Source organism: Variovorax sp. 01T432 (genome assembly GCF_056398605.1).
Map to the genome: position 1 here is coordinate 38,332 of NZ_JBFTPS010000025.1, position 23,491 is coordinate 61,822.

General features: G+C 66.0%; 27 protein-coding genes. 15 read left to right on the forward strand and 12 right to left on the reverse strand.

Translation table 11 applies throughout. The features are described from left to right. Positions 1-7 precede the first annotated feature (7 nt). Positions 8-2,350, forward strand: coding sequence for a penicillin-binding protein 1A (locus AC1DNF_RS19345; protein ID WP_478150226.1), 2,343 nt, complete (start codon positions 8-10; stop codon positions 2,348-2,350). 22 nt (positions 2,351-2,372) lie between these two features. Here the strand turns inward: AC1DNF_RS19345 and creC are convergent, their stop codons facing one another. From creC to AC1DNF_RS19370, 5 genes are all read right to left on the reverse strand, one after another. Next, positions 2,373-3,818: a two-component system sensor histidine kinase CreC gene (gene creC / locus AC1DNF_RS19350; protein ID WP_478150227.1), complete on the reverse strand. Its 1,446-nt coding sequence runs from the start codon at positions 3,816-3,818 to the stop codon at positions 2,373-2,375. After that, positions 3,815-4,555 carry a two-component system response regulator CreB gene (gene creB, locus AC1DNF_RS19355; protein WP_478150228.1) on the reverse strand — a complete coding sequence of 247 codons (741 nt, stop codon included), beginning with the start codon at positions 4,553-4,555 and terminating at the stop codon, positions 3,815-3,817. The genes creC and creB overlap by 4 nt, the downstream gene beginning before the upstream one ends. Before the next feature lie 85 nt (positions 4,556-4,640). Next, on the reverse strand, positions 4,641-5,405 hold the full coding sequence (locus tag AC1DNF_RS19360) for a methyltransferase, TIGR04325 family (RefSeq protein ID WP_478150229.1): 765 nt from the start codon (positions 5,403-5,405) through the stop codon (positions 4,641-4,643). 108 nt (positions 5,406-5,513) lie between these two features. Continuing rightward, positions 5,514-5,708, reverse strand: a complete 195-nt coding sequence (locus AC1DNF_RS19365; RefSeq protein WP_478150230.1) for a heavy-metal-associated domain-containing protein — start codon at positions 5,706-5,708, stop codon at positions 5,514-5,516. Positions 5,709-5,767: 59 nt separating this feature from the next. Continuing rightward, positions 5,768-6,871, reverse strand: coding sequence for an alkene reductase (locus AC1DNF_RS19370; protein ID WP_478150231.1), 1,104 nt, complete (start codon positions 6,869-6,871; stop codon positions 5,768-5,770). A 136-nt stretch (positions 6,872-7,007) separates the two neighbouring features. Between AC1DNF_RS19370 and AC1DNF_RS19375 the strand changes: the two genes are divergently transcribed. Next, on the forward strand, positions 7,008-8,225 hold the full coding sequence (locus AC1DNF_RS19375) for a YbfB/YjiJ family MFS transporter (protein ID WP_478150232.1): 1,218 nt from the start codon (positions 7,008-7,010) through the stop codon (positions 8,223-8,225). 16 nt (positions 8,226-8,241) lie between these two features. Here AC1DNF_RS19375 and gstA read toward each other — a convergent pair whose 3' ends face one another. Next, positions 8,242-8,850 carry a glutathione transferase GstA gene (gene gstA / locus AC1DNF_RS19380; RefSeq protein WP_478150233.1) on the reverse strand — a complete coding sequence of 203 codons (609 nt, stop codon included), beginning with the start codon at positions 8,848-8,850 and terminating at the stop codon, positions 8,242-8,244. Positions 8,851-9,031: 181 nt separating this feature from the next. Between gstA and AC1DNF_RS19385 the strand changes: the two genes are divergently transcribed. The 8 genes from AC1DNF_RS19385 to AC1DNF_RS19420 all read left to right on the forward strand — a co-directional run bounded on the left by AC1DNF_RS19385 (position 9,032) and on the right by AC1DNF_RS19420 (position 16,006). Continuing rightward, the gene (locus tag AC1DNF_RS19385; protein ID WP_478150234.1) at positions 9,032-9,217 is read left to right on the forward strand and encodes a DUF1328 family protein; all 186 of its coding nucleotides are present in this window, start codon (positions 9,032-9,034) and stop codon (positions 9,215-9,217) included. A 75-nt stretch (positions 9,218-9,292) separates the two neighbouring features. Next, the gene (locus tag AC1DNF_RS19390; RefSeq protein WP_478150293.1) at positions 9,293-10,210 is read left to right on the forward strand and encodes a transglutaminase-like domain-containing protein; all 918 of its coding nucleotides are present in this window, start codon (positions 9,293-9,295) and stop codon (positions 10,208-10,210) included. Between the two features lie 128 nt (positions 10,211-10,338). Then, positions 10,339-12,294 carry a tRNA uridine-5-carboxymethylaminomethyl(34) synthesis enzyme MnmG gene (mnmG, locus tag AC1DNF_RS19395; RefSeq protein ID WP_478150235.1) on the forward strand — a complete coding sequence of 652 codons (1,956 nt, stop codon included), beginning with the start codon at positions 10,339-10,341 and terminating at the stop codon, positions 12,292-12,294. After that, positions 12,291-12,929, forward strand: a complete 639-nt coding sequence (rsmG, locus tag AC1DNF_RS19400) for a 16S rRNA (guanine(527)-N(7))-methyltransferase RsmG (protein ID WP_478150236.1) — start codon at positions 12,291-12,293, stop codon at positions 12,927-12,929. The genes mnmG and rsmG overlap by 4 nt, the downstream gene beginning before the upstream one ends. A 60-nt stretch (positions 12,930-12,989) precedes the next feature. After that, positions 12,990-13,604, forward strand: a complete 615-nt coding sequence (locus AC1DNF_RS19405) for a LysE family transporter (RefSeq protein WP_478150237.1) — start codon at positions 12,990-12,992, stop codon at positions 13,602-13,604. A gap of 1 nt (position 13,605) precedes the next feature. Then, positions 13,606-14,463 (forward strand): ParA family protein, encoded by an 858-nt coding sequence (locus AC1DNF_RS19410; protein ID WP_478150238.1) that lies wholly within the window; start codon positions 13,606-13,608, stop codon positions 14,461-14,463. A gap of 42 nt (positions 14,464-14,505) precedes the next feature. Then, positions 14,506-15,048 (forward strand): RBBP9/YdeN family alpha/beta hydrolase, encoded by a 543-nt coding sequence (locus AC1DNF_RS19415; protein WP_478150239.1) that lies wholly within the window; start codon positions 14,506-14,508, stop codon positions 15,046-15,048. 4 nt (positions 15,049-15,052) lie between these two features. Next, positions 15,053-16,006 (forward strand): ParB/RepB/Spo0J family partition protein, encoded by a 954-nt coding sequence (locus AC1DNF_RS19420; protein ID WP_478150240.1) that lies wholly within the window; start codon positions 15,053-15,055, stop codon positions 16,004-16,006. Here AC1DNF_RS19420 and AC1DNF_RS19425 read toward each other — a convergent pair. Beyond that, positions 15,996-17,420, reverse strand: coding sequence for an FAD-binding oxidoreductase (locus tag AC1DNF_RS19425; protein WP_478150241.1), 1,425 nt, complete (start codon positions 17,418-17,420; stop codon positions 15,996-15,998). The two genes, AC1DNF_RS19420 and AC1DNF_RS19425, sit on opposite strands and share 11 nt — an antisense overlap. A gap of 68 nt (positions 17,421-17,488) precedes the next feature. Here AC1DNF_RS19425 and AC1DNF_RS19430 point away from each other — a divergent pair, with 68 nt between their 5' ends. The 3 genes from AC1DNF_RS19430 (at position 17,489) to AC1DNF_RS19440 (ending at position 18,992) form a co-directional block, all read left to right on the forward strand. Next, entirely contained in the window at positions 17,489-18,064 is a 576-nt protein-coding gene (locus tag AC1DNF_RS19430; protein WP_478150242.1) for a cob(I)yrinic acid a,c-diamide adenosyltransferase, read from the forward strand. 35 nt (positions 18,065-18,099) lie between these two features. Further along, positions 18,100-18,465 carry a hypothetical protein gene (locus AC1DNF_RS19435; protein WP_478150243.1) on the forward strand — a complete coding sequence of 122 codons (366 nt, stop codon included), beginning with the start codon at positions 18,100-18,102 and terminating at the stop codon, positions 18,463-18,465. Between the two features lie 113 nt (positions 18,466-18,578). Continuing rightward, positions 18,579-18,992, forward strand: a complete 414-nt coding sequence (locus AC1DNF_RS19440; RefSeq protein WP_478150244.1) for an RcnB family protein — start codon at positions 18,579-18,581, stop codon at positions 18,990-18,992. A 4-nt stretch (positions 18,993-18,996) separates the two neighbouring features. Here AC1DNF_RS19440 and AC1DNF_RS19445 read toward each other — a convergent pair whose 3' ends face one another. Then, positions 18,997-19,245: a hypothetical protein gene (locus AC1DNF_RS19445; protein WP_478150245.1), complete on the reverse strand. Its 249-nt coding sequence runs from the start codon at positions 19,243-19,245 to the stop codon at positions 18,997-18,999. Positions 19,246-19,326: 81 nt separating this feature from the next. Next, positions 19,327-19,830 (reverse strand): TIGR01841 family phasin, encoded by a 504-nt coding sequence (gene phaP, locus AC1DNF_RS19450; protein ID WP_478150246.1) that lies wholly within the window; start codon positions 19,828-19,830, stop codon positions 19,327-19,329. 124 nt (positions 19,831-19,954) lie between these two features. Here phaP and AC1DNF_RS19455 point away from each other — a divergent pair, with 124 nt between their 5' ends. Next, positions 19,955-20,557: a TetR/AcrR family transcriptional regulator gene (locus AC1DNF_RS19455; RefSeq protein WP_478150247.1), complete on the forward strand. Its 603-nt coding sequence runs from the start codon at positions 19,955-19,957 to the stop codon at positions 20,555-20,557. A 75-nt stretch (positions 20,558-20,632) separates the two neighbouring features. Beyond that, positions 20,633-21,520 carry an alpha/beta hydrolase gene (locus tag AC1DNF_RS19460; protein WP_478150248.1) on the forward strand — a complete coding sequence of 296 codons (888 nt, stop codon included), beginning with the start codon at positions 20,633-20,635 and terminating at the stop codon, positions 21,518-21,520. A gap of 25 nt (positions 21,521-21,545) precedes the next feature. Here the strand turns inward: AC1DNF_RS19460 and minE are convergent, their stop codons facing one another. Genes minE through minC form a run of 3 tightly spaced genes read right to left on the reverse strand, consistent with a single transcriptional unit; the run spans position 21,546 to position 23,433 of the window. Further along, positions 21,546-21,821, reverse strand: coding sequence for a cell division topological specificity factor MinE (minE, locus tag AC1DNF_RS19465; protein WP_478150249.1), 276 nt, complete (start codon positions 21,819-21,821; stop codon positions 21,546-21,548). Positions 21,822-21,823: 2 nt separating this feature from the next. After that, a complete protein-coding gene (gene minD / locus AC1DNF_RS19470; protein WP_478150250.1) occupies positions 21,824-22,639 on the reverse strand; it encodes a septum site-determining protein MinD in 816 nt (271 codons plus the stop codon). 47 nt (positions 22,640-22,686) lie between these two features. Then, positions 22,687-23,433 (reverse strand): septum site-determining protein MinC, encoded by a 747-nt coding sequence (minC, locus tag AC1DNF_RS19475; RefSeq protein ID WP_478150251.1) that lies wholly within the window; start codon positions 23,431-23,433, stop codon positions 22,687-22,689. Positions 23,434-23,491: the final 58 nt, after the last annotated feature.

The window sequence follows — 23,491 nt, forward strand, 5'->3', positions numbered from 1 at the left end:
GTCCGCGATGTCCAAGTCTCCCTGGTTGATCCGGTTCAAGCGGCTGCTCCTGGCGGGCGCCGCCGCCGCTGGCATGTTGGTGCTCGTCGCGGCCGTTGCGGTGGCGGTGGTCTATCCGAAGCTGCCGGACAGCTCGGAGCTCTCCGACTACCGGCCCAAGCTGCCGTTGCAGGTCTTTTCGGCGGACGGCGCGTTGATAGGCGAGTTCGGCGAAGAGCGCCGCAAGCTCATGCCGATCGACACCATCCCCAAGGTCATGAAGGACGCGGTGCTCGCAGTCGAGGATGCGCGTTTCTATGAGCATGGCGGTGTCGACTACAGGGGCTTGCTGCGCATCCTGGTCGTCAACATGAGGGGCGGCAGGAAGCAGGGCGCCTCCACGATCACCATGCAGGTGGCGCGCAACGTGTACCTCAGCTCGGAGCGGACCTTGACCCGCAAGTTCTACGAAGTGCTGCTGGCCTTCAAGCTCGAGCACCAGCTCACGAAGGACCAGATTTTCGAGATCTACCTGAACCAGATCTTCCTCGGCAATCGCGCCTACGGATTCGCCGCCGCATCGCAGACCTATTTCGGCAAACCCTTGCAGGAGGTCACGATCGCCGAGGCCGCGATGCTGGCGGGTCTGCCGAAGGCTCCGGGCACCAACAATCCCATCAACAACCCGACGCGCGCGCGCAGCCGCCAGCGCCTCGTGATCGAGCGCATGCAGGAGGCGGGCTTCATCACGGCCGAACAGGCGGCAGTCGCGAAGGCGGAGACGCTTCGCCTGCGCGATCCCGCCGACCCGAAGCGCCTGCATGCCGAGTACGCCGCCGAGACGGTGCGCCAGCTGATGTATGCGCAGTACGGCGAGAGCACCTACACGCGCGGCCTCAAGGTCTACACCTCCCTGGTCGCGGTGGACCAGGCCGCGGCGTACAAGGCCTTGCGCAGGAGCATCCTGGACTACGAGCGGCGCCAGGTCTATCGTGGGCCCGAGGCCTTCGTCGACCTGCCCTCCGATGCCAAGGGAATCGACGATGCGGTCGACGAGGCACTGGCCGACGACCCGGACAACGGCGACCTGATGTCGGCTGTCGTGCTCGAGGCCGGGCCGAAGGAGGTCCAGGCGGTGCGCGGCAATGGCGAGGTGCTGCGGATCGCCGGCGAAGGCCTCCAGCTCGCGCGTTCCGGCCTCGCCGACCGCGCACCGGCCCATGTCCGGATTCGCCGCGGCGCGGTGATCCGCGTCGCTGCGATGTCGAAGGGCGGCTGGGAGATCACCCAGCTGCCCGAGGTCGAAGGCGCCTTTGTCGCACTCGATCCGCGTGACGGCGCGATCAAGGCCTTGGTGGGTGGCTTCGACTTCGGCAAGAACAAGTTCAACCATGTGACGCAGGCCTGGCGCCAGCCGGGCTCCAGCTTCAAGCCCTTCATCTACTCGGCCGCGCTCGAGAAGGGCTTCGCGCCGGCCACCGTGGTCAACGATGCGCCGCTCTTCTTCGACGCCGCCGCGACCGGCGGGCAGCCCTGGGAGCCGAAGAACTACGAGGGCAGCTTCGAAGGCCCGATGTCGCTGCGCCGCGCGCTGCAGAAGTCGAAGAACATGGTGACGATCCGTGTGCTGCAGTCGATCGGCACGCACTACGCGCAGGACTGGATCGGCAGATTCGGCTTCGCGCCCGACAAGCACCCGCCCTACCTGCCGATGGCGCTGGGTGCCGGATCGGTCACGCCGATGCAGATGGCCTCGGCCTATGCGGTGTTTGCCAATGGCGGCTACCGCGTCCAGCCCTCTCTTGTGATGCGCGTCACCGACTGGAAGGACAAGGTGCTGGTCGAGACCCGGCCGCCGGTGCTGGACGAGACGGTGCGCGCGATTCCGCAGCGCAACGCCTTCATCATGGCCAGCCTGCTGCAGAGCGTGGTCAAGGGCGGCTCGGGCAGCAGGGCATACCAGGCGCTCAAGCGGGACGATCTCTATGGCAAGACGGGCACGACCAACGACTCGGTCGACACCTGGTTCGCCGGCTTCCAGCCCACGATGGTGGCGGTCGCGTGGATGGGCTACGACACGCCGCGCAAGCTGGGAGACCGCGATACCGGCGCCAGCCTGAGCCTGCCGATGTGGATCGGCTACATGGAGACGGCCATCAAGGGCGTCCCGGTGACCGAGCTGCAGGCGCCGCCCGGTGTGGTCCAGGTGGACGGCGAGTGGTACTACGACGACTACGCACCGGGCCGCAGCGTCGCGAGCCTGGGCCTCGACATGGCGCCGACGCAGGCGGCGGAGGACCTCGCCGGCGCGCCGGTGAGTCCGGTGGCGCCGCCCGAGGAGCGCAACCGCATCCTCGATCTGTTCCGGTAGCCGCGCCTGCGGCGCTGGGGCATCAAGCGCCGGTGAGAGGAAGCGTGAGCGTCGCGAGCGCACCGCCGCGCGGCGCATTGCCGAGTTCGATGCGGCCGCGGTGCAGCGCCGCGATCTCCTTCACGAAGGCCAGGCCAAGGCCCGTGCTCTTCTTCTGGCTGTGCGGGCGTGCGAGCGAATAGAACTTCTCGAAGACCTTCTCCTTGGCGTAATCGGGGATGCCCTTGCCGTGGTCGCGGACCGTGATCCTTGCGAGGCGCGAGGTGGTGTTCAGGGCGAGCACCACCTCCCTGCCCGTAGGCGAGAAGTCGATGGCGTTGTCCAGCAGATTGCTGATGGCGCGCCGCAGGAGGAAGGGATCGCCTTCGACGGTGGCGCCGGTCTCGGCGACCACGCGCACTTGCACATCGCGCGCCGCGGCCGAGGCTTGCGCGCTGGTCGCCACGTCGTGCAGCAGCGGCACCAGCGCCACGCGCTGGGTGCGCTCCAGCGCATGCCGCGTCTCGAGGGCGGTGAGTTCCATCATTCGGTCGACGATCTCCTGGATGCGCTGCGTCTCGTGCGTGATGTTGGCGAGGAAGCGTTCGCGCTCGGCCTGCGGCATCGAGGGCTCCTGCATCAGCTCGGCCGCGCCACGGATCGCGGAGAGCGGGCTCTTGACTTCGTGTGTGAAGGTCTGCACGTAGTCGGCCACGTAGTTGCGACCGGTGAGCGCGTCGCGCAGCTCGCCAAAGCTTCCACGCAGCGTGTCGACCGCGCGGCGCGCCATGCGCGGCAGGCTCAGGCTGCCCTGGCGCGACTGGTTGCGCATCCAGGCGAGATAGTCCGAGATCAGGCCGAAGGGCCGCACCAGCCAAACCGACACGATGATGGCCAGCACCAGCAGCGCGAAGCCCGAGCCGACGCCGACCCAGAGCGTGCGGGCGCGCGCGTCCTCGACGAACTGGCCGAAGCTCTGCACCGGCTTGCCGACGCTGACCATGCCGACGATCTCGTTGTTCCAGCGCACCGGCGCGCCGACGTACATCACCGAGGTGAGCGGGTCGTGCTCGATGTCGCGCGTGGTGCGCGCCCCGTACATGCCGGCGAGCGAGCGGCTGACGTCGCTCCACTGCGAGTAGTCGGCGCCGGTATGGCGCCCGAGTGAATCGAAGAGCACCCGGCCGCTGCGATCGGTGACGTAGACGCGCATTTCGACGCGGCTCTTGTGGAGGTTGTAGATCTGGGCCGAGAACTCGCGCGCATAGACGGAGCGGAACAGGGGCTCCAGCCGCGTGGTGTTGATGGCGCCCGCGATCACGTCCTGTTCGATCAGGCTGGCCATGAACTGCGAGGTCTCGACGAGAGACTCCTCGGCGGACTCGCGGTAGCGCGGGTCGATGTCGGCGACGACGCGGTAGAGCAGAAAGGCGATGCCTGCCGAGTAGATCAGCAGGATGGCGATGAAGATGCGGGTTCGGCGCGTCACACGCTCAGGGGGAGGTCTTCGTTGAGCGCGTAGCCCGTGCCGCGCAGGGTGCGGATGGCCTCGACCTGTGGTGCCACGGCGCGCAGCTTGGCGCGCAGGGTCTTGATGTGCGCGTCGACGGTGCGGTCGAAGCTGTCGCTGGCGTCGTCCCATACGAGCCGCAGGAGTTCATCGCGCGTGAAGACCCGGCCGGGGCGCTGCACCAGCAGGCGCAGCAATCCGTGTTCGTAGCGCGAGAGTTCGAGCACGCGCCCGTAGTAGCGGATCTGCATGCGTTCGACATCGACCGCGAAGGGCGTCACGGGCGCTGCGGTTGCCTGGATGGTCGCCGGGGCGATGCCATTGCCGTTCCCGCCGCGCACGCTGCGTCGCAGGATGGTGCGGACCCGCGCCACCAGCTCACGCGGCGAGAAGGGCTTGGCGATGTAGTCGTCGGCGCCCAGCTCGAGGCCCACGACCCGGTCGATCTCGTCGCTGCGCGCGGTGAGGAACAGCATCGGCACCTGCGCGCCGCCCGGCAGCGCCTGCAATCGCTTGAAGAGTTCGAAGCCGTTCATGTCCGGCAGCCCGACGTCGAGGATGGCAAGCGCCGGCGGCTCGGCGCAGAACTGCGCGATGGCGTCCTCGGCGGTCGCGCACCAGACGGGGACGAAGCCGTCGGTCTTCAGGACGTACTGCAGGGTGTCGGCGATGCCCGACTCGTCTTCGGCGATGAGGATGCGGGGGTTGAAAGGCATGGGGCGGATGGTAGCGGGCCGCCGCTGCCGGCATGTCCAGTCCGGCGCGCCGATGCCGGGCCGGGCGCCCTCCAGAGACAAGGCGCTAGAAGAGGTCGAAGCAGCAACCGGCGTAATAGGGCTTGCGTCCGCCCTTCACGAAGGGGACGACGATCGGCTTGCCCTCGTTGCGCCAACCGTCGCGACGCTGGTAGCCTGCTTCGGCCAGTTCACCGAGCAGCTCGTCGTGGTGTTGAATCCGGCAGGGCGAGACCATGAAACCGGTGCTGTTGAGCGTGTACAGAGTGTGGTCCGGGTGCACCGCGGTGGCGTTCAGGACGATGCGCTTGGGCTTGATCTGCAGTCTGGCGATGATTTCCGAGAGGCGCGTGGGCAGATAGCCAAGGCTGCCCGATGCGTACAGGACGTCGTAGCCGCTCGCGCATTGGAGATCGGTGGTGAAGTCCAATTGGTGGGCAACGTCGCGCTGGATGGCGAGTTCCTGGCCGAACCTGATCGCTTCCGGCTTGTCGCAGATCGTCCAGCGCAGGTCGGATGGATATCTCAGCATGCGGCGGAACGCGTAGTACTTGATGCCCACATGGTCGCCCACGCCGAAGACGCTGCGCATGCCTTCGCTGAATGACCGCCCGAGCCAGAACACACTCGGATAGTCGTTGAAGTAGACCTGCGGGAAATACGGCATCTGCGGCCTGTCGGCATCGTGCCGGACCCGCAGGGCCGGCACACCCGCTTGGGCGTCTGCGAAGCTCTTGAAAGAACCCATGAAGAGGTTCTCGCTGCGGTTCTCCATGAACCGCCGGCGATAGGCGAATCCGCGAACCAGGGAGGGCAGCAAACGCGCGAGCATGAGGACTTTCTGTCGTGTGCAAATGCAACGCGCATTTTGCGTTTGAAACACAAAGTATTCAACTTCTCACGGTGCCTGTGGCGGCCTGGCGACGCCCCCTCCGGGGTTTTACGTCACCTTGTAGCCCGCGTTTTCGATGGCCGCGAGGATGTCCTGGCGCGGCTGCTGGCTCAGGACGTCGACGTGACCCGTCTCGAGGTCGACGGTGACCTGTGCTTCGGGGTCGATCGTCTGCACGGCGTTCTGCACCGCGCTGACGCAGTGGCCGCAACTCATGCCCGAAACCTGGAATTTCTGACTCATCGCATAGCTCCTTCAATCAGGGTGGATGGCGGAGTGTCGACCTTCCAACGGGGGCAAGGTCAAGCAAGCGCCGGGTAGTCGATATAGCCCTTTTCGCTGCCGCCGTACATGGTTGCCTTGTCGAGCGCATTCAGAGGCGCGTTCTCGCGCAGGCGCCGGACGAGGTCGGGGTTGGCGATGAAGGGCTTGCCGAACGCCACCAGGTCGTCCCCTTCCTTCAGCGCTTCTTCGGCCAGGGGCTTGTCGTAGCCGTTGTTCACCATCCAGGCGCCCTTGCCGCCGGCCTTGCGGTAGGCGGACTTGAGGGCTTCATAGTCGAAGGGGCGGTCTTCGATTTCGCGCGGGCCGCCGGTGGCGCCTTCGATGATGTGGATGTAGGCGAGGTTGAGCGTCGCGAGGTGCTTCACGACGTAGTCGAACAGCGGCTGCGGACGGTCGTCGTACACGTCGTTGGCGGGTGTCACGGGCGACAGGCGGATGCCGGTCTTGCCGCCGCCGACCGCGTCGACCACGGCGCGCGTGACTTCGAGCAGGAGACGGGCGCGGTTCTCGATGCTGCCGCCGTAGTCGTCGGTGCGCTTGTTGCTGCCGTTCTTCAGGAACTGGTCCAGCAGGTAGCCGTTGGCGCCGTGCACCTCGACGCCGTCGAAGCCCGCGGTCTCGACCGCGCTGCGCGCGGCCACGGCGTAGGCGTGGACGATGCCGGGCAGTTCGCTGGCTTCCAGCGCGCGAGGCTCGGAGGTTTCGACGAAGCTGGCAACGCCATCCTTGATGAGGACGGTCTTGCTGCGTGCCGTGATCGCCGAGGGCGCGACAGGCTTGCCGCCATCGGGCTGCAGCTCGGTGTGCGAGATGCGGCCCACGTGCCAGAGCTGGACCACGATCTTGCCGCCCTTGGCATGCACCGCGTCGGTCACGTGCTTCCACGCGTCGAGCTGCTCCGTGCCATAGAGACCCGGCACGTCGGCGTAGCCCTGGCCCTGCTGGCTGATGGCGGTTGCTTCGGTGATGAGCAGGCCCGCGCTGGCGCGTTGCGCGTAGTAAGTGGCGGTGATGTCACGCGGCACTGCATTGGGCGAGCGGTTGCGCGTGAGCGGCGCCATGACGATGCGGTTGGCGAGTTGGAGGTCGCCGACTTTGATGGGGTCGAAGAGAGATGTCATCGGTGCGTACTGCCTGAGGTGGAACGTGGAACGTGATGAAACGCGGGAGTGTCGACGGTAAACCACCCCCGGTTGCCGCGCTGTCGCGGGGTTGTCGCCTCGCTGGTAGGCGAATGCCGCAGAATGGCCGCGCCTCATGACATCCCCCGTCGCCACGCCCACCCCCGCGCAGGTCCTGCGTCTTGCGCTCGCGCTGTCCCTGGGCGCGGCCGTGTCGCTGGGGATCACACGCTTTTCCTACGGCTTGCTGTTGCCGCCGATGCGCGAGGACCTGGGCTGGAGCTACACGCTGGCTGGCGGCATGAACACGGCGAATGCAGCAGGCTATCTACTGGGCGCGCTCATGACGCCCGCTCTCATACGGCGACTCGGGCCGCTTCGCCTGTTGGTCGGAGGGGCCGTGTGTGCGAGCCTCTTCATGGGGGCGAGCGGCTTCTTCACTTCGGCGCCGGCCCTGCTGCTGCAGCGCTTGCTGGCGGGGCTGGCGAGTGCATGGGTGTTCGTCGCGGGCGGTCTGCTCGCGGCGCGGCTGGGTGCGTTGCAACCCTCGCGCGCCGGGTTCCTGTTGGGCCTCTACTACGGAGGAACGGGCTTCGGCATCACGCTGTCGGCGCTCTTGGTGCCGGCCGTGCTGCAGGCCGCCGCGGGCGAGCCGCATGGCTGGGCCTGGGCATGGTGGGCGCTGGCGCTGTCGAGCTTCATGGCGACGGCGGTGCTGGGTCTCGCGGCGCGCGCGATGCACGTGGAGCCCCATGCTTCGCCCGCTGCGGCGCTTCGCGGGGAGACCGTGGCACCGGTGCGCGTGCTTCGTTTCGGCTGGGCGCTGGCCGGGTACGGCTTGTTCGGCGCCGGCTATATCGGCTACATGACTTTCGTGATCGCCCTCTTGCGCGAGCAGGGTGCAAGCCCGGCTGAGGTCACGATGTTCTACGCGCTGCTCGGCATGGCTTGCGTAGCCTCTTCACGCCTCTGGGCAGGGCTTCTGGATCGTTTCCTGGGGGGCGGGCCGCAGGCGCTGCTCAACGGCCTGCTGGGGGCCGCCACGCTGCTGCCGGTGCTGAGTCCCGCGTGGCTGGTCACCATGGGCTCCGGTGTGCTGTTCGGCGCCGTGTTCCTGTCGGTGGTCGCATCGACCACCGCGCTGGTGAGGCACAACCTGCCACCCGCGCAATGGGCGACCGGCATCAGCGCCTTCACGATCGTCTTTGCCTTCGGCCAGATTGTCGGGCCGACCGTCACCGGCTGGATTTCCGATGGCGCCGGGGGCCTCGGGCGCGGGCTGGTGGCTTCGGCGATCACGCTGTGGGCCGCTGCACTGCTGGCCTCCAGGCAGAAGCCGTTGCTGCGACGATGAGCCCGCTGCTGCCGGGCTACTTGGCTGGTGCCTCGGCCTTCAGGGCTTCCTGGACGGCCGGGCGGGCGCCGACGCGCGCATGCCACGCCTGCACGTTCGGATAGGGCGAGAGATCGATGTTCGAGGGCTTGGCCCAGTTGGTGACGGTGAAGAGATAGCCGTCGGCCACGGTGAAGTGATCGCCCATCAGGTAGTCCTTGCCCTCGAGCGCGGAATTGATCCACTGGTAGCGGCTCTTGAGTTTCTCCTTGGAGATGTTCTTGGCCTCTTCCGGCATGTTCGGGTTGAACAAGGGCGAGTAGGTCTTGTGAATCTCGGTGCCGATGAAGGTCAGCCACTCCTGCAGCCGGTAGCGCGCAAGGGTGCCGTTGGCGGGAGCGAGATTCTTCGTCGGGGCCAGATCGGCGATGTACTGGACGATGGCCGGGCCCTCGCGCAGGCGGGTGCCGTCGTCGAGTTCGAGCATGGGCACGTAGCCTAGCGGGTTGATGCTGTAGTAGTCCGTGCCGTCCTGCAGCTTGTGGCTCTTGGTGCTGGCGAGCACGGCTTCGAAGGCCAGACCGGCTTCGCGCAGCGCAATGTGGGGTGACAGCGAGCAGGCGCCCGGCGAGTAGTACAACTTCATTCGAGATACTCCTTTGGATGGATCGAGGTGGACTTGTTCTTGGAAAGCGAAGCCGATGCTAGCGGTTTTCCCCCTGCGTTCTCGTCCTACGGTGCCTTGGGCAGCGTGACTATCGGGGCCGCGGCCGTGTCTTCTTAGGCTCCTGTGCAGCCGCGGGTGGCCGCGGGCAAGGAGTTCATCCATGTTGAAGTACGCGATCATCTTTGCACTCGTTTCCCTTGTTGCCGGTGCGCTCGGCTTTGGCGGCGTGGCGGCGGGCGCGGCCGGGATCGCCAAGATCTTGTTCGGCTTGTTCCTGATTCTTGCGATCGTGTTCCTCGTACTGGCTGCCCTGGGCGTGGGTGCGGTCAAGAAGGCGCTGGACTGATGGCCGGGCCCGGGCAGTCCCTGGTCGCCTGCTTCAGCTTCGTTGACCGCGAGCCATCCATGCCCAGGGAAGCACATGCATCTTTCACACATTGAAACCGTGCTCGACTATGAGGTGGCCGCGCCCGCGCATCTGTTGCTCAACATCGAAGCGGCACGCAGCGCGGCGCAGGCCTTGATCAGCGAAGATCTGGTCGTCGAGCCAGCCGTGCGGATCCAGGCGTTTTGCGACGAGGGCAGCGGCAATCGTTTCATCCGCTTCGACGCGCAGCCCGGCCCGTTGAGGATCCGCTACAAGGCGAGCGTGCGCCGCTCGCATGTCGTGGTCCCGCCCCAGCTCGCGGAAGTGCCCGTGACCGAGGTACCGAACGAAGTGCTTCATTGCCTGATGCCGACTCGCTACTGCGAATCGGATTTGATGTCGCGGTGCGCGCGGCAGCTCTTCGGTGATTTGCCGCCCGGCGTCGGCCGGGTGCAGGCTATCGCCGACTGGATCTATGAAAGCATCAGCTATGAACCCGGCAGCAGCAATTCGACGACCACCGCCCGCGAGGTGTTTGTCGAGCGCGCGGGGGTCTGCCGCGATTTCGCGCACCTGGGCATCACCCTTTGCCGGGCGCTGAATATCCCGGCGCGGCTGGTGGTGGGATACGTCTGGTTCGACGAGCCGCCGCAGGACTTTCACGCTGTGTTCGAGGCCTGGCTGGGTGGGCAGTGGGTGCTCTTCGACGCCACTCGGATGGCAAAGACCGACAGGCTGGTGCGCGTTGGGACGGGACGCGATGCGAAGGATGTTGCGTTCTGCACCATCTTCGGACCCGTCGCCATGACGGGCAAGGAGTTGATGGTGCGCGAACGACAGGACGAAAGCATTCTGTCTCCCAGGGAGCCCGAACCGACCGGCCAGCTGGTCGGCATCGAGAAGCCCGTGCCCGTCTTCCCCCGGAGCGAAAGCCCCCAGGCTTCGAACCAGGGTGTGTCGATCGCCAGCTGAGGATGTTGCTATCAAAAGGATAGCAATCGAGCCAATGCCTGCAATGCCCACAAGGGGTGCACGGCAGCACTCGGGCGATTAAAATCGGCGCCCCTTTTCGAGAGCGCGCGGGTACGTGCGCCAATCCCATGCTTTACCCCGAAGAATTCGATGTGATCGTCGTCGGCGGCGGCCATGCCGGCACCGAAGCCGCGCTGGCCTCGGCCCGAATGGGCGCTCGCACGCTGCTGCTTACACACAACATCGAGACCTTGGGGCAGATGAGTTGTAACCCGTCGATTGGCGGCATCGGCAAGGGTCATCTGGTGAAGGAAGTCGATGCGCTCGGTGGCGCGATGGCGATCGCCACCGATGAAGCCGGCATCCAGTTTCGCATCCTCAATTCGAGCAAGGGTCCGGCCGTGCGCGCGACCCGGGCGCAGGCGGACCGAGTGCTCTACAAGGCGGCGATCCGTCGGCGGCTGGAGAACCAGCCCAATCTGTCGTTGTTCCAGCAGGCCGTCGACGATCTGATGATCGAAGGCGATCGCGTGGTGGGCGCCGTCACTCAAGTCGGCATCTCGTTCCGCGCGCGGACGGTGGTGTTGACGGCCGGGACCTTTCTCGACGGGCGCATTCATGTGGGGCTCGACAACTATCAGGCGGGGCGCGCCGGCGATCCGCCCGCCGTCAGCCTGTCGGCGCGCCTCAAGGAATTGAAGCTGCCGCAGGGTCGGCTGAAGACGGGAACGCCCCCACGCCTGGATGGTCGCAGCATCGACTTCTCGAAATGCGTTGAGCAGCCCGGTGACGGCATGCCGGGAGGGGCGGGGCCCATGCCGGTGTTCAGCTTCATGGGCAGGGCGGACATGCATCCCCAGCAGCTGCCCTGCTGGATCACGAACACCAATGCCCGCACGCACGACATCATCCGCTCGGGTTTTGATCGGAGCCCGATGTTCACCGGGAAGATCGACGGCGTCGGCCCGCGCTACTGCCCGAGCGTCGAAGACAAGATCAATCGCTTTGCCGACAAGGAAAGCCACCAGATCTTTCTGGAGCCCGAAGGGCTGACGACCAACGAGTACTACCCGAACGGAATTTCCACCAGCTTGCCTTTCGACATCCAGTATCAGCTGGTGCGGTCGATGGCGGGCCTGGAGCACGCGCATATCCTGCGCCCCGGCTACGCCATCGAGTACGACTACTTCGATCCCCGCGAACTCAAGAGTAGTTTCGAGACGCGCGCGATCCAGGGGCTCTTCTTTGCGGGACAGATCAACGGCACCACCGGCTACGAAGAGGCGGCAGCCCAGGGCTTGTTTGCCGGCATCAACGCTGCGCTGCAATGCCGCGGAGAAGAGGCATGGTTGCCGCGCCGCGACGAAGCCTACCTCGGTGTGCTGGTGGACGACCTGATCACCAAGGGTGTGACGGAGCCTTACCGGATGTTCACCAGCAGGGCTGAATTTCGCCTGCAGCTGCGGGAAGACAACGCTGACATGCGGCTCACGGAAGCAGGGCGGAAGTTGGGCTTGGTTGACGACGCCCGCTGGGATGCGTTCTCGCGCAAGCGCGATGTTGTTTCACGTGAAACAGAGCGGCTACGTTCCATCTGGGTGAATCCCCGGAACCTTCCGCCCGCGGAGTCTGAGCGTGTCCTGGGCAAGGCGATCGACCATGAGTACAACCTGGGAGATCTGCTTCGCCGGCCCAATATCAGCTACGCGTCGCTGATGTCGCTGGACGGCGGCAAGTACAGCGCCGATGAGCCTCTGGGTGCAACGGAAATCGAGCAGATCGAAATTGCGGCCAAGTACTCGGGCTACATCGACCGTCAGCAGGATGAGGTCGAGCGTGCCGCGCACTTCGAGAATCTCCGGCTGCCTGTTGATCTCGACTACAGCCAGGTGCCCGCACTGAGCTTCGAGGTCCGGCAGAAGCTCGCGAAGCATCGGCCGGAGACTCTGGGTATCGCCTCACGGATCTCCGGCGTTACGCCGGCGGCCATCTCCTTGCTGACGATCCATCTTCGAAAGGGCGGTCACCGCGCCTTTGTACGCGAAGCATCGGCGCATCTGGTCGAACCGCAAGCGGCCGAATGAGCCCGGATCAGCTGCTCCGCGAGGGGGCCGGGAGGCTTGGCCTCGAACTGACGGATGCCCAGAGTTCGCAGCTGCTGGTCTACCGCGCGCTCATCCTGAAGTGGAACAAGGTCTACAACTTGACGGCCTTGCGCGACCCTGCGACGGTTCTGACGCACCACTTGCTCGACAGCCTTTCGGTGGTGGCGCCGCTGGGCCGGGAGTGGCCGGGGAGGGCGAAGCTGCTGGATGTGGGCGCTGGCGCAGGCTTGCCGGGCGTGGTGATCGCCATCCTGCGTGGGGACATCGATGTCACTTGTCTGGACGCCGTTGCCAAGAAGGCGGCCTTTGTCCAGCAGGTCTCCTCCGAATTGAAGCTGCCGAACCTGCGAGGCCTGCACGCGCGCGTGGAAGCCCTGCAGGGCAGTTACGAGCTTGTCAGCTCACGCGCCTTCGCCTCGCTTCAAGACTTCGTCGCTGGCTCCGCTCATTTGCTTGCGCCGGGAGGCCTCTGGCTCGCGATGAAGGGCAAGGTGCCCACGGATGAAATCGCACGGCTGCCGGCCGAAGTCGATGTGTTTCACGTGGAACATCTCATCGTTCCAGGTCTTGATGCCGAGCGTTGCATCGTGTGGATCCGAAAACGCGCCGTCTGATCGATCTCCCGCGCGCCGACCTCGCTTAGACTCGACGCTCTCCCATCTCAGGCAAATCCCATGTTCGGCATCGCTGATTACGGCGCGTTCGTCGCGGCCATCATTCTCTTTCTGGCGATTCCCGGGCCCGGGAATCTGGCGCTGATCACCTCCACCGGCAAGGGTGGGATTCGCGGCGGCCTCGCTGCCACCTTGGGTCTGATCGCCGGCGACCAGGTGTTGATGTGGGCGGCTGTCGCCGGCGTCGCTGCACTGCTGAGCGCGTACCCGACCGCATTCAAGTCCGTCCAATGGTTGGGGGCCTGCTACCTCGCATGGCTTGGATTCAAGATGCTGACGGCGAAGCCTGGTGCCGCGCCCATTCTCAACATTCGCCCGCGCCAGTTTTTCCGTCAGGCGCTGATGATCACCTTGCTGAACCCCAAGGCGATCGTCTTCTACATGGCATTCTTTCCGCTGTTCGTGGACCCCGCACGCCACCAAGGTCTGACGACATTCGGCGTCATGGCCCTGACGATTGCGACGCTGACCTTCGCCTATGGACTCATTGCGACCCTGCTCACGCATTTCCTGGCCGAGCGTCTGCGGGCCAATCCGCGGATTTCGAGCACTCTCGAAAAGCTGGCGGGTGTCTTCCTGATCGGTTTCGGCGTCAAACTCGCCGTGTCCCGGTAGCATGGCCAAGATCTTCTGCATCGCAAACCAGAAGGGCGGCGTCGGTAAAACCACGACCACCGTCAATCTGGCTGCCGGCTTGGCAAAAGTGGGCCAACGGGTCCTGATGATCGATCTCGACCCCCAGGGCAACGCCACCATGGGCTCGGGTATCGACAAGCGCCAGCTGGAGACGACCGTTTATGACGTGCTTCTCGAGTCCGCGTCGGTCGCCGAGGCGCGGGTGCACTCCGAGAAGTGTGGCTATGACGTTCTGGGTGCCAATCGGGAGCTGGCCGGCGCCGAGGTGGAGATGGTTGCCTTGGACCGCCGCGAAAAGCGTCTGCGCACAGCACTGGCAGGCGTGGGGGCCGAGTACGACTTCATCCTGATCGACTGCCCGCCAAGCCTGAGCTTGCTTACGCTCAATGGCCTGTGCGCGGCGCACGGCGTGATCGTGCCCATGCAGTGCGAATATTTCGCGCTCGAAGGACTCACCGATCTCGTCAACACCATCAAGCAGGTGCACGCCAATCTCAACAAGAATTTGCAGATCATTGGCTTGCTTCGCGTGATGTTCGATCCGCGCATCACCTTGCAGCAGCAGGTCAGCGAACAGCTCAAGGCGCACTTTGGCGACAAGGTGTTCGACACCGTGATCCCACGCAATGTGCGTCTGGCAGAGGCGCCGAGCTACGGCCTCCCAGGGGTGGTGTTCGACCCGCCGGCCAAGGGTAGCCAGGCTTTCATCGCCTTCGCCCAGGAACTGGTCGAGAAGATGCCGCCCGCCAGCGCGATGGCGGGTGATGCGCCGTTGCCCGCCTCGCCTGTGCCCATGGACGCGCCGGTCGTTGCGATTCAGGATCCCAATGGACTCTGATCTCCGCCACCGGCGCCTCACCGGTTCTTGATCTCAGGGCCGATGAACGTTCCGACGATCCTCTTGCTGCCTGGGTGGCAGAACAGCGACCCGGCCCACTGGCAAAGCCGCTGGGAGGCCATTTACGGCGATCATCGCGTCGAGCAGCATGACTGGACTCGACCGCTGCGCGGCGATTGGTCGGCGCGCCTGGAGGAGGTGGTGTTGGCCGCTCCGGGTTCGGTTGCGCTGGTGGCGCACAGCCTCGGCTGCATCCTCGTGGCCGCCTGGGCCGCCCATTCCCGCAACGCCTGCAAGGTGCGGGGTGCGCTGCTGGTGGCCCCGGGCGACTTGGAGCGGGACGACTTGCGCCAGATGATCCCCGGCTGGTCCCCCATCGTGCGCCAGCCCCTGCCGTTCCGCGCCGTGTTGATCGCCGCCCATGACGACCCCTACTGCGACGCTCGGCGTTCCCGTGAGATGGCGCGCAACTGGGGTGCGAGCTACATCGAGGCCGGCGCGCGCGGCCACATCAACAGTGAATCTGGCCTGGGTGATTGGCCCGAAGGCCGACAGATTCTGAATGACCTACTGAAAGAAGATTGACTCGATGGCCACCAAAAAACCCAAGGGCCTCGGCCGCGGACTCGAAGCCCTGCTGGGCCCGACTTTCAACGGCCCGGACGCATCGGCCACCGACGACACCGCGCCCCCCAACCCGACCACACTGAAGCTCGAGCAGATGGTGCCCGGTGTCTACCAGCCGCGCACGCGCATGGACGAGGGCGCGCTCTATGAACTGGCGGAGAGCATCAAGGCCCAGGGGATCATGCAGCCGATCCTGGTTCGCCGCCTCGATCCGGACGCGGCGCAGGCCAAGAACGCCGAGTTCGAAATCATTGCCGGCGAGCGGCGTTTCCGCGCCGCGAGCCTCGCGGGCCTGGACAGCGTGCCCGTGCTCGTGCGCGACGTGCCGAACGAGGCCGCCGCGGCCATGTCGCTGATCGAGAACATTCAACGCGAAGATCTCAACCCCCTGGAAGAAGCCCAAGGCCTCCAGCGTCTGGTCGCCGAGTTTGGGCTCACTCACGAATCAGCGGCGCAGGCAGTGGGGCGCTCGCGAAGTGCGGCCAGCAATCTGCTGCGGCTGCTCAATCTGGCAGAACCGGCGCAGGCCATGCTGATGGCCGGCGATATCGACATGGGTCACGCCCGCGCCCTGTTGTCGCTCGACAAGGGCACGCAGATCACCGCGGCCAATCAGATTGCCGCCCGGAAGATGTCGGTGCGAGAGGCCGAGGCCCTGGTCAAGAAGCTCGCCGCCGAATTCAGCCTCACGCCGTCGCCGAGGCGCGGGCCGGGCGAAAAGTCGCGCGATCTGCAGCGGGTCGAGGAAGAACTGGCCGACCTCCTGGCGGCGGAAGTCGAGGTGCGCATCAAGAAGCGCAGCAAGCGCGGCGGCCGGGTCGAGGAGAGCGGTGAACTCGCCATCCACTTCGGCTCGCTCGACGCGCTCAACGGACTGATAGACCGCATACGCCAGACGGCGGAGCTCAGAGACTGAAGATCTTCCCCGGGTTCATGATGTTCTTGGGATCGAGCGCGCGCTTGATGGTGCGCATCATGTCGATCGCGCCGGCGCCGGCTTCGGTCACCAGGAAGTCCATCTTGTGCAGGCCCACGCCATGCTCGCCGGTGCAGGTGCCTTCCAGCGCCAGGGCGCGCGACACCAGGGCGTGGTTCAGTTTCTCGGCCGTCACACGCTCTTCGGGCGCGTTCGGATCGAGCAGATAGCCGAAGTGGAAGTTGCCGTCGCCAACGTGGCCGACGAGGAAGTAGGGGATCCCGCTGGCGTCGGCTTCGGCCACAGATTCGAGCAGGCAGTCGGCCAGCCGCGAAATCGGCACGCAGGTGTCGGTGGAAATCACCCGGCAGCCCGGGCGCGACTGCACGGCCGCGAAGTAACTGTTGTGCCGCGCGGTCCAAAGGCGGGTGCGTTCTTCCGGCGTGCTGGCCCATTCGAAGGCATTGCCGCCGTGGCCGCTGGCCAGCTCCTGCACCGTCTCCGCCTGTTCCTTCACGCCGGCCGGTGAGCCGTGGAATTCCATGAGCAGCATGGGCTCCTCGCGCAGGTTGAGCTTGGCGTAGGTGTTCACCATGCGCACCGTGTTGACGTCGATGAGCTCCACACGAGCGATCGGCACGCCGAGCTGGATGATCTCGATGGTTGTGCGCACCGCCGCCTCGATGCTCGGGAACGAGCAGATGGCGGCCGACACCGCCTCGGGCAACGGATAGATGCGCAGGCAAATCTCGGTGACCACGCCCAGCGTGCCTTCGCTGCCGACCATCAGGCGCGTCAGGTCGTAGCCGGCCGACGACTTCTTGGCGCGCGTGCCCGTGCGGATCACTTCGCCGCTGGCGGTGACCACCTCCAGCGCCAGCACGTTCTCGCGCATGGTGCCGTAGCGCACGGCGTTCGTCCCGCTGGCGCGGGTGGCGGTCATCCCGCCGATCGATGCGTCGGCCCCGGGGTCGATCGGGAAGAAGAGGCCAGTGCTCTTGATCTCCTCGTTGAGCTGCTTGCGCGTGACGCCGGGCTGCACCGTGACGGTGAGGTCGTCGGCATTGACCGAGAGCACGCGGTTCATGCGGCTCAGGTCGACGCTGATCCCGCCCTGTACCGCCAGCAGATGGCCTTCCAGCGACGAGCCGACGCCGAAGGGGATGACGGGCACGCTGTGGTCGCTCGCGAGCTTCACGGCATCGGCCACGTCCTGCGTGCTCTCCGCAAAGACCACCGCCGAGGGCGGCGGCGCGTCGAAAGACGACTCGTCGCGACCATGTTGCGTGCGCACCGCGAGCGCGGTCGAGCAGCGGTCGGCGAAGCGCGCCTTCAGCGCCTCGATCAATGCTTCGGGCACCTCGCGCAGCGCGATTTCGGGCGTCAGATGGGCGAGGGCGGTAGGGGCGTTCATCGGCGGTCTCCTGAAGGGTCTACCATTCTACGAACCGCATCTCCCCAAGACACAGAACACATCGACACATGGGCAACCGACTCACACAGATCGCCACGCGCACCGGCGACGATGGCAGCACCGGCCTCGGCGACAACACGCGGGTGCCCAAGGATCACCTGCGCGTGCACGCCATGGGCGATGTGGACGAACTCAACTCCAATATCGGCGTGCTGCTGTCCGAGCCGATGCCCGCACCTGTGCGCGAGCTGCTGGTCGACGTGCAGCACCAGCTCTTCAATCTCGGCGGGGAGCTGTCAATGCCGGGCTTCACGCTGCTCAAGACCGAGGCGCTGCTGCAACTCGATGAAGCGCTGGCGCAGCACAATGCCGCCTTGCCGCGGCTTGCCGAGTTCATTCTTCCCGCCGGCACGCGCGCCGCGTCGCTCGCGCATGTGTGCCGGACCGTGGCACGGCGTGCCGAGCGCGCAGTGGTGGCGCTGGGTGCGAGCGAGACCCTCAACGAAACGCTGCGCCAATATCTCAATCGTCTGAGCGACCTGCTCTTCGTGCTGGCGCGGGTGCTCAACCGCGTCGACGGCGGCGACGACGTGTACTGGAAGAGCGAGCGACTCGCGCGCGCGGCGGCCGCCGACGACGAATGATGAAGCCCCGATTCGCAATCAGATCCAAAGGACCCATGTCAATCCCTTCCAGCCTCCTCTCATCCACCGCATGGCTCGTGCTGGCAGCTGCGCTCGCCGTGCCGTCCGCTGCTTCGGCCCGGAACGCCGACACTCCGGCCAGAACCCATCAGCGCGCGCCCGCGTCGAAGGCACCACCGCACAACAGCAAGGTTCTGGGCGGTATCCAGCGTGGAGCCGATGCCACCGGTCATGGCATCGCGCGTGCCAGCCAGGCGACGGAACACGGCGTCAACAGCGTCTCCGAGCGGGCCAGCCAGCCTGTGCGCAGCCTGGGCGAGAAGATCGGCCGCAAGCTCGCGCCCGGATCTCGAGGCCGTGCCGCGCCGCCGGCTGTCGGCCCGCAGAGCAGCGCGCCCTGATACACCGCGGGCCTTTCTTTACATAGCTTGACCCCGCACCGACGCTCAGAGGGTGTTGGCGATACGCGCAGGGCGCACACTGGAGTCCTCACCAACGCAGAAGGAGTTCCAGAATGATCAAGTCAAAGAACATGACGGTCGCCGCAGCAGCGCTTGCGATGTGCATGGCGGGCAGCGCCTTCGCGCAGGACCGCCATTTCGACCGAGGACAGGATCGCGACGCCCAACAAGGCCAGCGGTACCGGGCGGATGACCGCCGCGGTGGCCCTGATCGGTTCCGTGACCATCAGGACTACCGTGAGGGCCGTCAAGCCGATCGCCGGGGCTTCCCGGTGCCGCGCGATGAATGGCGCCGGGGCGGTCGCGTGCCGCCGGAGTTCCGCGGCCGCAACTATGTCGTCGAAGACTGGCGCGGCCACCACCTGAGCCCGCCGCCGCGCGGCTACCAGTGGGTGGGCGTGGGTGGTGACTTCGTTCTGATCGCTGTGGCCAGCGGCATCATCGCTCAGATCATCGCGGGGCAATAAGGGCTCAGTTGGCGGCGCTCGGCGCGAGCTGAGCGCATACGTTGCGCCCCGTGATGGTGAGCCGCAACCCGCCGCCCTGCCACTCGAGCCAGTTCAGTTTCACGTAGGCATCGATGTCGCTGTCGTCGATCTGGTCGGCCTGGCGATGATGGAGGCGATCGACCGTGGCAGGCAGTGCCTGCCGCAGCCTTTCCCGGGCTGCAGCCTCGTTGGCTGCCTTCAATGAAACCTGCGTCTGAGAATTCGATGCCATGACTGATTCGTTCCGATCGCTGAGGAGGTCATCCCAATGTACGCTTCCTGCGGGCTGCGTCACGGACCTTTTTCTCGATATTCACTTTCGCTGCTGCAGCAGCTTGCTCACTTCATCCACGTTGTCGCGAATCCGCTGACGTACCACCTCGAAGGCATCGGCTTGCGATTTCGCTGCCAGTTCCGAGAGTTCGCGGATGTCGTCCAGCGCGCGCTTGAAAGCCGCCTTGCCCATCGCATCCAGCTTCGAAAGGCTCTCGCGCGGGTCGGCGCTCGACATTCCCTTCATGGTGCCTTGCCATTCGACGATCGAAGCCTTGAGCATCTCGGTCTGCCGCTGCACCACCGCTTGCAGGCCCTGGTAGGACTTCTCATTGGCCTGCATCAGTGCCTGAAGGTCCTTGCGCCCGCTTTCCGCGATCGCGCCCGCGGCGCCCGCGATCGGCAGGTTCTTCAGCTGCTCGGCCATGCCCTTCAGCGGCTTGATGAGCGCGTCCTGGACATCGGCCACCTTGGCGGCAGCGTCGGGACGCGTCTTCTTCGCGGCAGTGGTGCGGCCTGCGGTGCTCGACTTGCTGGTTGCCATGGTGCGCGCTCTCCGTGTTGTGGTTGAGGCTTGCACGATACCCCCACAGGGCCGTTTCCCGAAGCCTCATCCTTCGCGGATGAATCCGCTCCGAGGTTTCGCACGAGTGTGCTAAATTCCGCCCATGGATGCCAAGACCCAGAAGAGCGAACTGACGCGCGCCGCCATCGTCGGCGCGGCCATGGATCTCGCCTCGGCGGAGAGCCTGGAGGCCATCACGCTCCAGGCGGTGGCCAGCCGGCTGGGGCTTTCCAAGAGCGGCGTGTTTTCGCGCGTGGGTTCGCGCGAGGCATTGCAGAAGGCCGTCATCGAGGAATACGGCCGCCGCTTCCTGGCCGATGTGTTCGTGCCGGCCATGCAGAAGCCCAAAGGGCTCGCGAGGCTGACCGACATCGTCGGGCGCTGGATCGCGCGCACCCGCGACGTCGAGGTCCAGACGGGCTGCATCTACACCGCCGGCGCCTTCGAGCTCGATGACCGCGAGGGTGAACTGCGCGACCTCCTGCTGGCCGAAGTCACGCGATGGCGTGCCGCCTTGCGCCGTACCGTGACCCAGGCCGTCGAGACCGGAGAGCTCAAGAGCGATACGGATCCGGCGCAGCTGGTCGGCGAGATCAACGGCCTCGTGATGGCCCTGCTGCACGACGCGCGTTTCCTGCGCGATCCACGTGCGGCGGACCGGGCGACGTTGACCTGGGAGCGCCTGCTTGCCAGCTATCGGGCCTGAGGCTCCCGTGTCTTCCTCGACATGTCTCTTCCTATTTTCGTATTTCGCACGATCGTGCGATAAAGGAGCAAAACCATGCTGACCAGTCCCGCTTCTAACTACTACGGCACGGGTTCCTTGATGCGCGCGCTGCGCCTCGGCCTGGCCGCCGCCCAGCGTATCTGGCCGGCATTCGGCGTCCGCGCCGCATGCCGCTTGTTCGGCACGCCCCTGCCGTCCAAGTGGCTGAACCGCCGCCACGTTCCGGCCGCGCATTGGCGGCGGGAGGTCTGGCCCTTCGAGAACGCCACCTTGAGCATCTACAACTTCCGCACCGCCTTGCCGGATGCGCCCCTGGTCCTGCTCGTCCATGGCTGGGGCGGCCACGCCGGGCAGTTGCTCACGCTCGCGCAGGCCGTGACGGAGGCGGGCTTTGCGCCCGTGCTGGTGGAAATGCCGGCCCACGGCCGCAGCGGTGGCACCGCCAGCAACCTCCCGCAGTTCGCGCGCGCCATCGACTACATGGCGGCGCGTCTGGCGGTGCGGGAGGGGAGCTCGCTGAAGGCCGTCGTGGCGCATTCGATGGGTGCGAATGCCCTGGCCTACGCCGCAAGCCGCGGCCTGCCGGCGCAGCGGCTGGTGCTGCTGGCGCCGCCCGCCTCGGCGCGCGAGTTCACCCGCTACTTTGCGCACGTTTTCGGTCTCAGCGAACGCACCCGCGCGGCAATGCAAGGCAGGATCGAGGCGCGCGAGGGCTTCCTCATGAGCCTGCTGGAGCCCGCCGCCGTCGGCCCGCGCATCGCCCAGCCGACGCTGGTGGTGCACGACCGTGACGACCGGGTCAATCGCTTCGCCGATGGTGTGGCCTACAGCGAGACTATTGCCGGCGCGCAGCTGATTGCCACGCAGGGCCTTGGACACCGGCGCATCCTCAAGGAGCCGTCGGTGGTGCAGGCCGTGGTCGCGTTCATCGCGCGGCCTTGAGAGGCCGCGAGCAGCGGCCGGAGGATCAGCGCGCCGGGACGGCGGCCGCGTCGGGCAGCTCGATCTTGACCTGCAGCACGTCCAGGTCTTCCTGCCGGTCGAGGTGGACCTTGATGTCCTCGGCCTTGATCGACACGTACTTTGAAATCACCGCGATCAGCTCCGCCTGCAGCTGAGGCAGATAGTCAGGCCGCTTGCTTCCGAGGCTGCCGCGCTCGTGCGCGAGGATGATCTGCAGCCGTTCCTTCGCGACGCTCGCCGTCTTCTTCTTTTCGCCCAGCAGGAAGGAGAACAGTGACATGGCTACCGCCCTCCGAACATGCGCTTGAAGAAGCCCGGCTTTTCGGCATCGATGAAGCGCATCGGCCTGTCCTCGCCCAGGAAGCGCGCCACCACGTCGCTGTAGGCCTGCGCCACGTCGGTGTCTTTGTCGTGGATCGCCGGCACGCCCTGGTTGGAGGCCTGCAGCACGCTTTCGGATTCGGGGATCACGCCGATCAGCTTGATGCGCAGGATGTCCTTGATGTCGTCCAGCGAAAGCATCTGCCCCCCGGCCACGCGGTTGGGGTTGTAACGCGTGATGAGCAGGTGTTCCTTGATCGGCTCGCCGCCTTCCCTGGCACGCTTGGTCTTGGAGCCCAGCATGCCCAGGATGCGGTCGGAATCGCGCACCGACGACACCTCGGGATTGGTCACGATCAGTGCCTCGTCGGCAAAGTGCATGGCCATCAGCGCGCCGGTCTCGATGCCGGCGGGCGAGTCGCACACGATGAAGTCGAAGCCCTGTGCGTCCAGATCCTTGAGGATCTTCTCGACCCCTTCCTGCGTGAGCGCGTCCTTGTCGCGCGTCTGCGAGGCGGCCAGCACGAAGAGGTTGTCGCACTGCTTGTCCTTGATCAGCGCCTGGCTCAGGTTGGCCTCGCCCTGGATCACGTTGATCAGGTCATACACCACCCGCCGCTCGCAGCCCATGATCAGGTCGAGATTGCGAAGGCCGACGTCGAAGTCGATGACAGCCGTCTTCTTCCCGGCCAATGCCAGTCCCGATGCGAAGCTCGCGCTCGTGGTCGTCTTGCCGACGCCGCCCTTGCCCGAGGTCACCACCACAATTTTGGCCATTCCGTTCCTTCTTTTGTTTCAGTTGTCAGTCCGCGCAGTGCATCGCACTACAGAATCGTGGCCATCACGATTTTTTTGCCGTCGAGCGAGATCTGTGCCGCCTTGCCCGCGATGTCCGCCGGCAGTGCGACCTCGGCGGTGCGATAGATGCCGGCGATCGCCACCAGCTGCGCTTCCATGCAGGTGGTGAAGATGCGGGCCCCGATGTCGCCGCGGGCCCCCGCGATGGCCTTGCCCCGCAGCGGTGCATAGACATGCACGTTGCCGTCGGCGATCACTTCCGCGCCGAAGTTCACGACCGCCGTCACGATCACGTCGCCGCCGCGTGCGTAGACCTGCTGGCCCGAGCGCAGGGGTTTGTCGATCACCAGCGTGCCGCTGGCCGGCACCGGCACCTCGCGCACGATCTGGGGCGCCTCGGTCGGCGGCTCCGTTGCGGGGCGCGGCGCCGGCGCGGCAGGCATGGCGGTGACGGAAAGGCCGGCCGCGCGCGCCGCCGCGTTCTGCGCGTCGCTGCCGCCTCGCACCGCGATGGGCTGGGTCTGGTGGCGCGCCAGCAGCTCGCGCAGCAGGGCGAAGTCGAGTTCGGCGTCCGTGCCCTCGTCCTGCAGCTGCGAGAGGTCGATCACCACCGGCTCCTGCTCGAAGAAATCGGGCGAGTCCGCCAGTTGGGCGTCGAGCGCGCGGGCCAGAACCTCGAGATCGACCGTCCGGAGGATCACCGCGATCAGCGGCAGCGTGGCGCTCTTGAATTCGAAAACCGCCTTGGTGCGCGCGGCGGATGCATCGGCCATTGGAAAAGGGTGTGCGAAAAGCGTTGAAGTCTAACGGCCACAGGGCCGTGCGCCTCCA